Source organism: Pseudomonas lalucatii (genome assembly GCF_018398425.1).
GTDB classification, from domain to species: domain Bacteria; phylum Pseudomonadota; class Gammaproteobacteria; order Pseudomonadales; family Pseudomonadaceae; genus Aquipseudomonas; species Aquipseudomonas lalucatii.
The window spans coordinates 1,485,897-1,499,744 of the sequence record NZ_JADPMV010000001.1; the positions used below are offsets into that span (position 1 = coordinate 1,485,897).

Annotated in this window: 11 protein-coding genes; 9 read left to right on the forward strand and 2 right to left on the reverse strand. The window is 58.5% G+C overall.

The window, feature by feature from the left end:
* Positions 1–22 precede the first annotated feature (22 nt).
* The 6 genes from I0D00_RS06760 to I0D00_RS06785 all read left to right on the forward strand — a co-directional run bounded on the left by I0D00_RS06760 (position 23) and on the right by I0D00_RS06785 (position 10,562).
* Complete coding sequence (locus tag I0D00_RS06760) at positions 23–1,309, forward strand: ATP-binding protein (protein WP_213638971.1); 1,287 nt, start codon at positions 23–25, stop codon at positions 1,307–1,309.
* Positions 1,306–2,664 carry a response regulator c-di-GMP phosphodiesterase, NosR family gene (nosR, locus tag I0D00_RS06765; protein ID WP_213638972.1) on the forward strand — a complete coding sequence of 453 codons (1,359 nt, stop codon included), beginning with the start codon at positions 1,306–1,308 and terminating at the stop codon, positions 2,662–2,664. The genes I0D00_RS06760 and nosR overlap by 4 nt, the downstream gene beginning before the upstream one ends.
* Positions 2,664–3,194 carry a response regulator gene (locus I0D00_RS06770; protein WP_213638973.1) on the forward strand — a complete coding sequence of 177 codons (531 nt, stop codon included), beginning with the start codon at positions 2,664–2,666 and terminating at the stop codon, positions 3,192–3,194. Before nosR ends, I0D00_RS06770 begins: the two co-directional genes overlap by 1 nt.
* Before the next feature lie 257 nt (positions 3,195–3,451).
* The gene (locus I0D00_RS21465) at positions 3,452–6,865 is read left to right on the forward strand and encodes a PAS domain S-box protein (RefSeq protein ID WP_246533186.1); all 3,414 of its coding nucleotides are present in this window, start codon (positions 3,452–3,454) and stop codon (positions 6,863–6,865) included.
* Between the two features lie 5 nt (positions 6,866–6,870).
* On the forward strand, positions 6,871–7,305 hold the full coding sequence (locus I0D00_RS06780) for a response regulator (RefSeq protein WP_213638974.1): 435 nt from the start codon (positions 6,871–6,873) through the stop codon (positions 7,303–7,305).
* The gene (locus I0D00_RS06785) at positions 7,302–10,562 is read left to right on the forward strand and encodes an EAL domain-containing protein (protein ID WP_213638975.1); all 3,261 of its coding nucleotides are present in this window, start codon (positions 7,302–7,304) and stop codon (positions 10,560–10,562) included. Before I0D00_RS06780 ends, I0D00_RS06785 begins: the two co-directional genes overlap by 4 nt.
* 305 nt (positions 10,563–10,867) lie before the next feature.
* On the opposite strand, the gene I0D00_RS06790 is transcribed toward I0D00_RS06785, so the two are convergent.
* On the reverse strand, positions 10,868–11,392 hold the full coding sequence (locus I0D00_RS06790) for a helix-turn-helix transcriptional regulator (protein ID WP_213638976.1): 525 nt from the start codon (positions 11,390–11,392) through the stop codon (positions 10,868–10,870).
* Positions 11,393–11,396: 4 nt separating this feature from the next.
* Complete coding sequence (locus I0D00_RS21470) at positions 11,397–11,717, reverse strand: hypothetical protein (RefSeq protein WP_420850769.1); 321 nt, start codon at positions 11,715–11,717, stop codon at positions 11,397–11,399.
* Positions 11,718–12,016: 299 nt separating this feature from the next.
* On the opposite strand from I0D00_RS21470, the gene I0D00_RS06795 reads away from it, so the two are divergent.
* The 3 genes from I0D00_RS06795 (at position 12,017) to I0D00_RS06805 (ending at position 13,654) form a co-directional block, all read left to right on the forward strand.
* Positions 12,017–12,484: a helix-turn-helix domain-containing protein gene (locus tag I0D00_RS06795; protein WP_213638977.1), complete on the forward strand. Its 468-nt coding sequence runs from the start codon at positions 12,017–12,019 to the stop codon at positions 12,482–12,484.
* Complete coding sequence (locus I0D00_RS06800; protein ID WP_213638978.1) at positions 12,481–13,056, forward strand: PIN domain-containing protein; 576 nt, start codon at positions 12,481–12,483, stop codon at positions 13,054–13,056. The genes I0D00_RS06795 and I0D00_RS06800 overlap by 4 nt, the downstream gene beginning before the upstream one ends.
* A 391-nt stretch (positions 13,057–13,447) precedes the next feature.
* Entirely contained in the window at positions 13,448–13,654 is a 207-nt protein-coding gene (locus I0D00_RS06805) for a helix-turn-helix transcriptional regulator (protein WP_213638979.1), read from the forward strand.
* Positions 13,655–13,848: the final 194 nt, after the last annotated feature.

Sequence of the window (13,848 nt, forward strand, 5' to 3'; positions counted from 1 at the left end):
GCTACCCGCCAAGGAGCCGGCGATGGATTGCAGCAGTAACAGCTGGTCCGCTGCTCTAGTAGATCAGATTGGAGTTGGGGTGATCATCCTTAACATGGGATTACGCATCCAATACTGGAACCCCTTTATCAGCCACTGCAGTGGCAAGCCTCTCGAGCAAGCTCGCCATCAACTGCTGACCGATATTTTCCCAGAGGCGGATACCCCTCGTTTCAGCCAGATGGTGGTGCAGGCACGAGATCATGGCCAGCACGTATACACCCAGTGGCGCGATAACCCCTACCTGATCCAACTGCCCTATAAACCATCGAGAGAGTCGGCAGATTTAATGCTGCAAAGCACCCTTCTGCTTCCTTTCCTGGATGCAAAAGGTGAGCAGTGCCTGGCACTGCTGCTGTATGACACCACCGAACTGGCGCGCTCAAATGAACAGTTGGATGCAGCCCTAAACGCACTCAGCGGCAAGCAAACCGAACAGGACCAGCTGATCAAGAAGCTGGAAAAAGCCAACGCCCTGCTCCTGCAATCGGAGAAGCTCGCGGCCATTGGTCAACTTGCCGCCGGCGTCGCTCATGAGATCAACAACCCCATCGGCTACGTGTTCTCCAACCTCAAGACTCTCGCCAGCTATGTTCATGACCTGCTGCGCATCAGCGACGCAGTCGACAGTGCGGCGGATCTGGACGAACTTCGGCAGCTCAAGCGCAGCCTGGAGTACGACTACATCCGCGGCGATGTCGAAGCCCTGATTGGCGAATCCGAGGATGGCATCGAACGGGTCAAGAAGATCATCACCGCCCTCAAGGATTTCTCCCACGTTGAGGAAGATGCGTTCCGTTTCGCCGAGCTTCACCCTGGCTTAGAGACCACTCTCAACATGGTGAACAACGAGCTGAAGTACAAGGCTGAAATCATCAAGGAATATGGCCAGTTACCCGCAGTGGAATGCATTCCCTCGCAGATCAATCAGGTGCTGATGAACTTGCTGATCAATGCCGCCCACGCCATCGAACAGTTCGGCCGCATCACCCTTCGTAGTGGCCACCAAGACGACTGGGTCTGGCTGGAAGTGGAGGACAACGGCGTGGGTATTGCGCCACATGTACTCAATCGTATCTACGAGCCCTTCTTCACAACCAAGCCTGTTGGCAGAGGTACAGGGCTGGGCCTGTCGCTGTCGTATAACATCGTACAGAAGCACCATGGCCGCATAGACGTCAGCAGCAAACCGGGCCAAGGCACGATTTTCCGCATCTGGCTGCCCATCCGCCAGCCTGGCACCGCGAGCGACGGCAGTGCCCTGACATGACCCAGCAGCACGAGCAGCACGAGCAGCTCAGCGCCACCCTGCTGCTGGTCGATGATGAGGAAAACATCCTCAAGAGCCTATGCCGCCAGCTACGTCACGAGCCTTACGAAATCCTCATCGCCAACGGCGCCGAACAGGCTCTGCAGTTGCTCAATCAAAAGTCTGTTGACTTGCTGATTTCCGACGCGCGCATGCCGGGCATGGATGGCGCCACCCTGCTTACCGAGGTGCAGCAGCGCTGGCCTGAATGCGTGCGCATCCTCCTCACCGGGCAAGCCGACCTCAGCACTACGATCAAGGCAATCAACCAGGGGCGAATCTACCGTTACATCAGTAAACCCTGGGATGATGAGGAGTTGCGCCTGACCATCCGTCAGGCGCTGGCATTCCAGCACTCCGAGCGTGAGCGCGAGCGCCTCGAGCAACTCACCAAGGAACAGAACCAAAGACTGCAAGAGCTCAACACGACTCTCGAGCTGCGGGTTCGCGCCCGCACCGAGGAGCTGCAGCAAACCGCCGACATGCTCGATCTTGCCTATGCCGAGTTGAAGCGCAGCTACGTGACTGCCACCGAGGTGTTCTCCGGACTGGTCGCCCAGCGTATTCCGCGTGACAAGCAGGCCAACAGCCAGGTTATCGCCTTGCTCCGCGCCTACTGCGAGCACCATGGCTACGATGAGAACATGAGCCGCGACCTGGCCATGGCTGCGGCGCTGTACAATCTCGGCAAGCTGACCTGGAATGACAATCTGCTCCGAAGTCCGGCGGATCTGCTCTACAAGACCGAACGTGAGCGCTATCGGCAATACCCGGTATTGGGTGAAAGCCTGCTGATGAGTCTCGAGCCGCTGCAGGATGCTGCCCGGCTGATTCGCCATCATCAGGAACGCTGGGACGGTGGCGGTTTTCCCGACCGCCTCAAGGGCGAGACTATCCCCCTGGGCGCACGCCTGCTCAAGCTGGCGGTGGACTTCGTCGAACTGCAATGCGGCCTGGTGTTGGAGCGCAGGCTGAGCCGCGACGAAGCCTTGCTGCTGATCCAGAAATACAGCGGCAAACTCTATGACCCACAGCTGTGCGAGCGCTTTGTCGTACTGTGTACTGAACTCGCTCCTGATCTGGCACTGGCGGACCCCAGCATCCTGGCAGTCGACACCCGGCGACTGGAGCCTGGCATGCTGCTGGCCCGAAATCTAAATGCTGAAAATGGCACCCTGCTGCTCAACGAAGGCAAGCAACTTAGCCGTGCGCTGATCGATAAACTGATCGCCTTCGAGCAGAGCGAAGGGGCGCGTTACACCTTGTTCGTTCGCCCCGCGCCCCAAACTAGCATCACCTCACAGGACGCCGTTTGATGATCAAGATCCAGCTGGTTGACGACGAACCGCAGATTCTCAAAGCCCTGCAGCGACTACTCCGGCTCCAGGACTGGGAGGTACACGCCTTCAGTGATGTAAATCAGGCACTGGATGCGCTGACAGAGCATGAATATGCGGTGATCGTTTCAGATTACAAGATGCCCCATGTGGACGGTATCACCTACCTGCAGTTCACCAAACAGCGGCAACCGAACGCCATGCGCCTACTACTGAGCGGTCAGGGCGATCGTCAATCGATGATGAAGGCCATCAACCAGGCGGAGGTTTATCGCTTTATCTCCAAACCCTGGGAAGACTACGAGGTCGAGTCTGCCCTGCGCAGCGCCATCGATCTCTACCTGCTGCGTACCGAGAACCAACGCCTACTCGAGCAGCTGCACCTGCAGCAAAGCGCTCTGGACCACCAGCAACAGGAACTACTGCGCCTGGAAACGGAGCATCCAGGCCTTACCCGAGTGCGCCGCGACAGTGACGGCTCGGTGCTGATCGATGGGTTCAACGGCTAACTGCGACCGTCCGGTATTCGGCGCACATCCTTTAGCAGGTCGTTGAAAAATGTAGTGAGCGAAAACTAGACAAGGCGAAATCAGCCGAAACGCAGCGAAGCGGAGTAACAGAAAGAGGCTGGTCCGCAGGGCGAGCGAAGCGAGTAAAAAGCGCAGCGCACGAGCTGTACATGAGCATTTTGAGATTGATTTCAACGCCGAATAGCCGAGCGCAGTAGTTTTTCAACACCCTGCTAGACGCATACAAGGATCTCAGGATGGACATTAGCCTTCGACATGTGGTCTGCCTGGTGTATCTCCATACCCTTGGCCTCGCCGCGCTGGCCATATCGACCATCAGCCTCGGCGGTTATCTGCTGGCTGACTCCGCCTACCTCGCCCACAGCATGCTGCTACTCGACAGCACCCTGGCCGCCCTGCTGTTGGGCGTCGGCATGCTGGCCTACGCCAATCACCGGCAAAGCCTGCTTCGCATAACGGCCGGACTGTTGCTGGCCATCGGTTTGTACAGCCTACTGGTCAATGCGCTAGCGCCAGACAGCACTCAGGCCCGCTCGCTGATCAGCGACGCCCCCCCCATGCGCAGCTCCATGGCCCTGGTTTTTTGTCTGGTTGCCGCAGGTCTGCTCATCGCTCGCTGGCACCCCCTGAGCAGGCGCTTGACTTGCGGCCTTGGCGTGGCGTTGATCGGCCTCGCAGGACTCTCACAACTGGCCACGGACCACCCCGCCCTGAGCGGTTGGCAACTGGGCACCAGCTATGCAGCCTACGACGCGGCCAACCTCTTAACCCTGTGCTGTGGGCTGGCCCTAGTGTGTATGGGCGTGAGCGCAGTAAAGCACATCACCCCGTTTGATCGAGTCACCCTGGCCGTCGGGTTACTGTGCGCCGTGATGAGCGCCATGGGCTGGTACCTCCTGAGCCTCCATAACCTGCAAGCGGATGTTCGTCGCAGCGAGATAATGCTCGACAAACTGAGTAGCATCATAGAGCGCACGGTTCAGGGACACCGTCAGGCGATGCTGCGTATGGCCGAACGCTGGCGAGCGAATAACGAGCTGCCTTCGGATTCGCTTTGGCGTAAGGAGACCCACAGTTTTTTCCGTGACCTTCTTGGTTTTGAGCTGTTCGCCCTGCTCGACCCAACTCTGCAGCCAAAGATGCTCTCCAGCCGCAGTTTTGCCGACACAGACCAGGCCTACCAACTGCTGAAGCAGCCGCAGTTGCGCACTTGGCTGCAAGCCCTCGACGACCACACTCGTCCTCATGGCATCACCGTCTCGAGCCAGGACATTCCGCCACATCGCTTAAGTGCCATACCGCTGGGTCTGCCCAACCAGCCCGGCTGGTTGCTGCTGGCAAGCATCGACCTCTCCCGCCTGCTCGGCGATGCCCTGAACGACCAACTTGAGGGTTTCCGCGTGCGCGTCTTCGAGGATGAGCAGCTGCTATTCGACTCCGACGCTCAGCCCCCCAGGACGACGCCCAAATCTGTCAGCCAGATGCGGATTCGCGGTCTGCGCGACTCGGAGTGGCGACTGGTCAGTTACGTGGGCAACATTGGCCTGGAACCGTCGGCGCGGCGCATGCCAAGCCTGGTCCTGCTGTTCGGCCTCACGCTGAGTTTCATGCTCATGCTCAGTCAGCGCTTGCGCCTGCAGACCGTGTTGCACTCACGGCAAGTGCAGCGCAGCAATCAGGCATTGGAGGCCAGTCTGCAGCGCCAGGCGTCACTGCAGACCCTGAACCAGCGGATCATGCTCCATTCGACCGACCTGCTGCTCACGCTGAATGCACACGGCCGCATCATCGAGATCAACTCCGCATGCTACCCGCTGCTGGGCTACCGACCCGAAGAGCTGGTCGGCCGAATTCTCCTGGACTATGTACTCGCAGAGGATCAAGCAGTCACCCGCTCCACCCTCAATGCCACCATGTCGGGGGAGCCGCCGCGTGACTTTCAGAACAGATGCCGGCACAAGGACGGCAGCATCGCCCACCTGCTCTGGTCATGCGGCTGGGCGGAGAGCGAACACAGCTTCGTCTGCGCGGGCCATGACATTACCCACCTGATGCTTTATGAAGCTTACCTTGAAGATCAACGCGATATTCTCGGGATGATCTCCACCAACCAACCGCTGAACGAAATTCTCAACGCCATCTGCCAAATGGCCGAATCCCGCGACCCGACCGGGCTCTGCTCGATATTGCTGGCGGACAAGGCGCAACAGAGCCTGCACCTAGGCGCGGCGCCCAACCTTCCGCAGACCTACAACCAGGCCATCGACGGAGTAGCCATCGGCCCAAGCGCTGGCTCCTGCGGCACCGCCGTGTACCGCCAGCAGCTGGTGATAGTCGAAGACATCGCGCAGGACCCGCTCTGGCAGGACTATCGAACCTCGGCCCTGGCGCACGGCCTGCGTGCGTGCTGGTCCATTCCCCTGAGATCCAACCAAGGACATGCGCTCGGCAGCCTAGCCATCTACCATCGCGAGGAGATGACACCGAGCGACGAACAACTGCAACTGCTGGCCAATGCCGCCCAGCTCGCGTCGATTGCCATCGAACGGGAGCAGGACCGCAAACACTTGCAGGCGAGTGAGCAGCGCTTCCGCTCGCTGTTCAGCTTCAGCCCCAACGCCGTCGCCGCCCTCGACCTCACTGGCCGGTTTGAAAGCCTCAACCACGCAGCGGGCGAGCTATTCGGCTCGGGCAAAGAACTGCTGGGGAAACAACTCTCCGACTGCATCCTCGATGCGGACCTACCCCAGGTTCGCCAACGTTTTGCCGAATCCTGCGCCGGCAACGCACAACGCGTTGAAGCGCGTTGCGTGGGTCTGTGTGGCAACCCTCGCGACCTGAGCCTGACCTTTTTACCTATTCGAGTGGACGACGCCATAGTCGGCGTTTTTGCCGTGGCCAAGGACATCAGCGCGCGTAAACAAGCCCAGGAGCAGCTACAGGCCACCCTGCAAGAACTTCAGCGCAGCAACAGCGAACTGCAGGAGTTCGCCTTCGTCGCCTCCCATGACCTGCAGGAACCCCTGCGCAAGATCCAGACATTTTCCGAACGGCTGGGAGCACGTGCGGAAAGCTTAGACCCACAGAGCCGTGACTACCTGGAGCGCATGGGGGCTGCCGCCAACCGCATGCAGGTACTGATCCGCGACTTGCTCGATTACTCACGCGTCAGTTCCCGCGGCAAGCCCTTCGAAATGCTGGATACCGAGCAAATTCTCGACGGCGTACTGCGTGACATGGAAACCGACCTCGAGAACAGCAATGCGCAAGTTCGGCGCGAACCGCTACCGCCGATCCTTGGTGACCCGACCCAGATACGCCAGCTCCTGCAAAACTTGTTGAGTAACGCAGTAAAATTCCACAAGGACGGTCAACCGCCATGCATCCGCATCTATTCTGAACAAGTAAAGAGCGGTGAGTGGGCACTCTGTGTCGAGGATCAGGGCATTGGCTTCGACGAGAAGTATCTGGATCGGATCTTCAATCCCTTCCAGCGCCTGCACGGCCGCGGTGTCTACCCAGGAACAGGAATCGGCCTGGCGATCGTAAAAAAAATCGTCGAGCGCCACCACGCGCGCATCAGCGCCTCCAGCACACCCGGGCAGGGCAGTTTATTTCGCGTCACGTTTACCCTGAACAAGCAGGAATAACCACCATGGACAGCATTAACGGCCTGGATATTCTCATCGTCGACGACGACCCCGACGACTGCCTGCTGTTACAGGAGGCACTGCAGGAAAATATGGTCGTCAATCAGGTGCTCATTAAACATGACGGTGAAGAGTTGCTGGACTACCTGCAGCATTGCTATCGCCTACCCGGGCTAATCCTGCTCGATCTGAACATGCCACGCAAAGATGGCCGTGAGGCCCTGACCGACATCAAGAACAACCCAAACCTACGCAGTATCCCCGTCGTAATACTGACGACCTCAGATGCAAGCGAGGATGTGCAGCAAAGCTACGAGAGTGGGGCCAATGCTTTTATCACCAAACCGGCCTCCTATTCTGGTCTGGTCACGTTAGCTCATAATGTACGCAGCTTCTGGCTCGAAACTGCCGTACTGCCAACGGAGTACGACATCCGATGAGTACCCACAACCTACGCCTGCTGTTGATCGAGGATGATGAGGACGACTACCTGATCACCCGAGATCTTCTAAGGGAGAGTGGGCAGCTGCGCTACCAGTTGGATTGGGTCAGCGACTACGAGGCGGCACTTACCGCCCTAGAGCAGCGGGCGCACGATCTCTACCTCGTCGATTATCGCCTCGGCACCGAAAACGGTCTCGACCTGATTGCCCACGCCCAGGGCCTGGGAATAAGGGCGCCGCTGATCCTCCTCACAGGGCAAGGCGACGACGAGCTGGATGCCAGCGCCATCGACATGGGCGCCGCCGACTACCTGATCAAGGGCGAATTCAATAGCCAGATGCTGGTGCGCAGCATCCGCTACGCCTTGGGCCGGGTGCATGCCCGAGACGCACTGGCCAGTAGCGAAGCCCGTTATCGCCTGCTGTTCGAAACCAACCCGGAAGCCGTGTACGTCGTTCACCAACAATCACTGGCCTTCCTGGCGGTGAACCCGGCCGCAGTCAAAGCGCATGGTTATTCGCGTGAAGAGCTGCTGCGCATGACGGTGGCGGATATCCTCGCCCCCAAAGAACGGGAACGTCTTTTGGAGTCCGTCACTCAGGTGCTCCACAGTGACGGTCCATCCAACCAGGGCATTTGGTCACATCGTCATAAGGATGGTCATGACGTGGCGATGGACGTGCTGGTCCATAAGTTCGAGTACGACGCTACACCAGCCTTTCTGGTGATGGCCAGGGATATCACCGAGACCATTCAGGCTCGCCGGGAGGTTGAACTCAAGAACAGGGCCCTTCTCCAAATCTTCACTAACAGCCTCGATGGCCAGTTGCTGGTGAAGCATGACGGCGGCGTACTCTTGGCCAACCCGGCAGCAGCAAGGCTGCTCGGCACACCACTCACGCCTCTAGCAGAGCCCTACCTGGCTAGGGCATATGAGCCAGGCCGGCTCTATGAATGGAGCATACCGCTGAGCGATGGCAGCACCCTGGAGGCGGAAGTGCAGTGCACCCAGACCAAATGGGACGGGGAACCGGTACGATTGCTGTCGCTACGCGATATCCACGAACGCAAGACTGCCGAACATAAATTGCGCTTGCTGCAGCGTAGCCTCGAGGCCAGCTACAACGGCGTGCTGATCTGCGATGCCCTGGCAGAAGACCTGCCGATCATCTACGCCAACACTGCATTTGAACGCATCACCGGCTACAGCGCCGAGGAGGCCATTGGCCGCAACTGTCGCTTCCTGCAAAACGACGACCGTGAGCAGGCTGGGATAAGCGAGCTCCGCCAGCGCCTCGCGCGGCAGGAAGATGCACACGTCGTGTTGCGCAATTTTCGCAAGGATGGCACGCCGTTCTGGAATGACCTGTATATCGCCCCGGTACCCAATGAACAGGGCAAGATCACCCACTTCATTGGCGTGCAAAACGATATTACCGAGCAGAAGCGCTACGAGTCCGAACTGGCCTACAACGTGAGCCACGACGTGCTCACCGGCCTACCTAACCGTTCGCTACTGGAGGATCGCCTCAACCAGGGCTGCCAGATTAGCCGGCGTTACAAACGTAGCCTGGCAGTAATGTTCATCGACCTTGACGGTTTCAAGACTATCAACGAAAGCCTGGGCCATCAGGTTGGCGATCAGCTGCTAATCCAAGTGGCCCAGCGCATTGGCCAGCAGGTACGTCCAGGTGACACCGCTGCGCGCCTGGACAGCGATAGGTTCGTGGTGGTGCTGCCTGATCTGGCACGGGAGGAAGATGTGTTGTTGGTGAGCGAGCGGCTAATCGGCCACATCGCCCGCACCTACCGAATCGATGATGCCGATCTGCACCTAACCGCCAGCATCGGCATTACCCTGAGCGATGGCAACATCGAACAGCCCACCCAGCTGATCCAGCAGGCCAACATGGCCATGCACAAAGCCAAGCAGCAAGGCCATAACAACTGTCAGTGGTATACCGCAGACCTGGAACACAAGATCAGCGAGCGCGTGAACCTGCGCAACGAAATGCAGAAAGCCATCGAGGCCGAAGCCTTTCAACTCCATTACCAACCACAGGTCGATGGCCGTAGCGGTAAAGTCGTGGGAGTCGAGGCCCTGTTGCGTTGGAGGCATGCCGAGTATGGTTTCATCTCACCAGCGCAGTTCATCCCAGTGGCCGAGGAAACCGGACAGATCATTCCGTTGAGCGACTGGGTGCTGAAAACCGCATGCCGTGATGCTCGCATACTGGCCGACAAGGGCTGGAGTGATGTGGTGATGGCAGTCAATGTTTCACCCGTTCAGTTCAGGCGGGCCAACTTCGTCGAGAGCGTGCGCAGCGTCCTCGAACAGGCGCATTTGCCGGCCAAACTGCTAGAACTGGAAATCACCGAAACAGTGTTACTGGATAACACCGAAAGAGCCGTCTACACGTTGCATGCGTTAAAGGATCTTGGCGTGCAGCTTTCGATCGACGATTTCGGCACTGGCTTCTCTAGTTTGAACTACCTCAAACGCCTGCCGGTCGACAAGATCAAGATCGACCGCTCCTTCGTCCAAGAGGTGATCAGCGACCGTCATGATGCGGCAATAACGCGAGGCATCATTTCGATGGCTCATCACCTCGAACTCAAGGTGATCGCCGAAGGCGTCGAAACGGAATCCCAAGTCGCCTTCCTTAAAAAAAGCCGCTGCGACGAATTCCAAGGCTACCACTTCGCCAAACCCATGCCGCTGGCCCAGCTAGAACACTTCCTGCGTAATCCACATGGACAGCACAGCCAGCAATCGCCCGCCAGCGAGTCATCCAGCCCGCCACAAACCCTGCTATTACTCGACGACGAAACTAATATTTTGCGCGCCCTGACCCGCGTACTACGCCGTGACGGCTATCGAATCATCACCGCTACCAAAGCCCAGGACGCCTTCGCCCTTCTAGCCAAACATGATGTACAGGTCATTCTCTCGGATCAGCGCATGCCGGAGATGAGCGGTACGGAGTTCTTTAGCCGGGTCAAGAACCTCTATCCGGAGACTATGCGCGTCATCTTATCTGGCTATACGGATCTCCAGTCGGTGACTGAGGCGATCAACCAGGGCGCCATCTACAAGTTTCTCACCAAACCCTGGGACGACGAGCAACTGCGGAACACTGTCGCACAGGCGTTCAAACAGCACAGTCTCAACACGCCAAGCGAAAATGATCGCGCTAGCGACAGCCAGACAAATACTGTATCGGCCCACGTGGAGCAGAGACTCCATGACTAGTCGCAAGCACCAGCGGTGAGAGCCTTCTACGCCACAGCAAGTTGTCTCAGTTGGTATTGAAACCACCATCCACCCATGGAGAGTAATCATGGAGATAGAGATGGATACTTCTTCGCATACACCGAGGTTCTCGATATTGACGCTGATCAGTCCCTCCCCTTACCGGGCACGGAAGCCTACGAATCGCTTCCGCAGTTTCCGAAGGACAGCCGCTGGCCTTCCGGCGCACAATCCGTCGGCATGAACTGAGGCAGATCGCACCCTGTCCGAGCGGGCTCCAACCAAGCATGAAGTCGGCGCCGGCCTCATCCGACAAGGGCTTGCAGTTCCGTAGAGGCCGGGCGAGTGAGCCGTCGCTCTTCCTTGGCTAGATTGACCTGCAGGGCCACCTGAGCCACGTCCAGGACGCCACTAGGCAGCAAATAGCTGCCTTTGGCCTGCAGCCAGGTCAGCACGTCCGCTAGATGCCAGATCGATGCACTGCCCTCATGTACCGGTGTAGGGAAACTGCTCGGATAAGCCAACATCATCTTGCGCATATTCTGGCGCGACACACCGACGATCTCCGCCACATCGGTGAGACCGACCAGATCCGGCGCCATCTCGATCAGCCTGGCCGACGGCACGGCACTGCGTACGTCGGTAAGTGCGCTGCGCACAGCCACTTCAGCGCTCTCCGCTTCACGGGTGAACTCCAGCGCCAGCCGGCCTGGCCGGCCAGTACCGATCAGGGCATCGTCGCAGCCAGCCTCGCCGAGGCGCTCGACCAACGCTTCCGGGTCACGGTCATCGTCGGCCAGTTGGTATTTCAGAGTGAAGGTGTATTCCATAGCACTACTCCTCTGCGCCCTCAGCGGCGTGCAGTTGCTTACGGTGCGTGGTGCAGTTATCTACGACGCGCCGAAGAGCACGCGCATGGTTGCCAGGGATCTTGGGGGGGCTCCACACGCTGGGGATGCAGAATTCGCCTGGGCGACACTCATCATCGTTGTCTGGACAGTAGATTCGCCCCCAAGCGTGACTTCCACCCAGCTCTATGCGCCAGCCCTGCCCCTCGGCATGCCTCAGTGCTTCTTCAACCTCTTTCTTCGAGTGAAAAGGACGGGGGGCGTGATCTCCAGTATTCGCACGGCCAACAAGGTTGTCAACCGACAACCTTTAACTTTAAAACCGATCCCCTCAACATCGGGACCACAACGCAGGGCGACCATGCGCTTGGTACCGAGCAACTTCTCGCAGGACACGGCCAAGGAAATGCCACTCAGACCACAGCGCCCGATAACTCAGCGTTTCTCGCGTCCGTTGAGACGACAGTCGTAGCGAGAGGGGATTGGACGTGCAAGCCTTCAGAGGCTTCGTTTCGTTTATTGTGATTTTCGTTTATTTCGTTTATAAAATAGCACCGATGCGCCGCACACCTGCCTGCGTGCACACAAGTAATTCTGGAGACACCCATGACCATCGCGGACCTCAATCGCACGATGCTCCCCGACGAAAGGGAGATTGCTGCTGCCGTAGAGTCGCGCCGCCAGCTCGCCGCCTTCCTGTCGACCAAGCTGGAGACCCAGCGCATTGAAATACTGGACGATGAGCAGCGGCCGCACACCGTTCAATTGCCCGTTTCGGCTCTGCGTCTTCTTGACGAAATCCTGAGCGAGCTGGCAATGGGGAATGCTGTGAAAGTCGTTCCGATCCATGCGGAGCTGACCACCCAAGAAGCAGCGGACCTGCTCAATGTCTCGCGCCCGCACCTGGTAAAGCTGCTGGATGAGAATGTCATTCCCCACACCAAGGTCGGCCGTCATCGCCGAGTGAAGTTCGCAGACCTCATGGGCTACAAACAGCGCAGGACTGCTGAAAGCCGCCAAGCCATGGATGAACTCGCAGCACAAGCTCAGGAGCTGGGGATGGGGTACGAATGAGGCACTCACCGTTCACCGCGGTGTATGACGCAAACGTCCTCTACCCAGCGCCATTGCGCGATCTACTCATGCACCTGGCGCTAACTGGTGTGTACCGCGCGCGCTGGACGGCCCTGATCCATGAAGAATGGAAGCGCAATCTCCTGCTCAATCGGCAGGATCTGACCCAGGCGCAACTGGATCGCACATCTGCCGCGATGGATAGAGCTATACCGGATGCCTTGGTCACCGGATACGAGCCCCTGTGTGCGGGGCTCAACCTCCCCGATCCAGATGATCGGCACGTCTTGGCTGCAGCAATCAAGTGCAACGCATCCGTGATCGTGACCTTCAACCTGAAGGACTTCCCATCTGAGGTCTTGGAGCCGTTTGAGATCGAGGCGGTGCATCCAGACGACTTCATTGCCGATCTCTTCGACTTGGATCAGGCCGCCGTGCTTGAGGCAGTGCAAGCACAACGAGCCTCCCTGAAAAATCCACCGCATACCGCCCGGGAGCTTCTGGACCGGCTTCTGGTTCAAGGTCTAACGCAGAGCGTCAAGCTTCTCTCGGAGTACGAGCGACTGATCTGACCTGAGCTGGCGCCTAACTGGCCTGAGCGGGCCGGCAGCTACGGGCGCTTGTTTCGACCTTGCTCCTGGGACAGAGAGTCCGTCAGGAACACGTTGCTTCGCGCCCCTGCTCGACCGCATTGAGACTGGCCCTTGCCAGCATCATCCGAACTGTCCTGACTCGACCACTGACCGGCCTGCTTACATCCCAAGCAACTCAATGAGAGTTTCAGCCCCCTTCCTCTACGCCCGTCTGCGATAGAGGTGGTTTGCCACCAAGAACACCGCCCATAGGCTGGACTCACTGGAATGACATGGTGGCATGGAGCGATGAAAACACTGTTAATTCTGAAACTGCAGCGCAACGAATACGCCAGCAACTCCCTCGACAGGGCAAGCCGAGGGCCTCGCTATGAACAGTGATCTGGACAGGTTCTTGCGCGAGGCCGAAGTACTCGAACTAACCAGCCTCGCACGATCCACTCTATGGCGAGAGATTAAGGCCAAACGCTTCCCGAAACCGGTGCCCATAACCCCTGGGCGCGTCGGCTGGAGGGCTTCGGAGGTAGCACGCTGGCAGAAGTGCCCGACAACATGGAAACCGCAGGAGGCCGCTTGAGCGGCCTGCGGATTTCGGAGCATCGTGACCGGCCGTTTCGGTTGATCGTGACCGGTCATTTCGCTAACGCGTGACCGCTCGTTTCGCTAGCAACGTGACCGACTTTTCGCCTGTTCCGAAACAGGCGGTCACGGCTTACCGAAATCGCCGGTCACGGCTTAGCGAAATCATTCCTCCTCGTTGCGCATGACCTG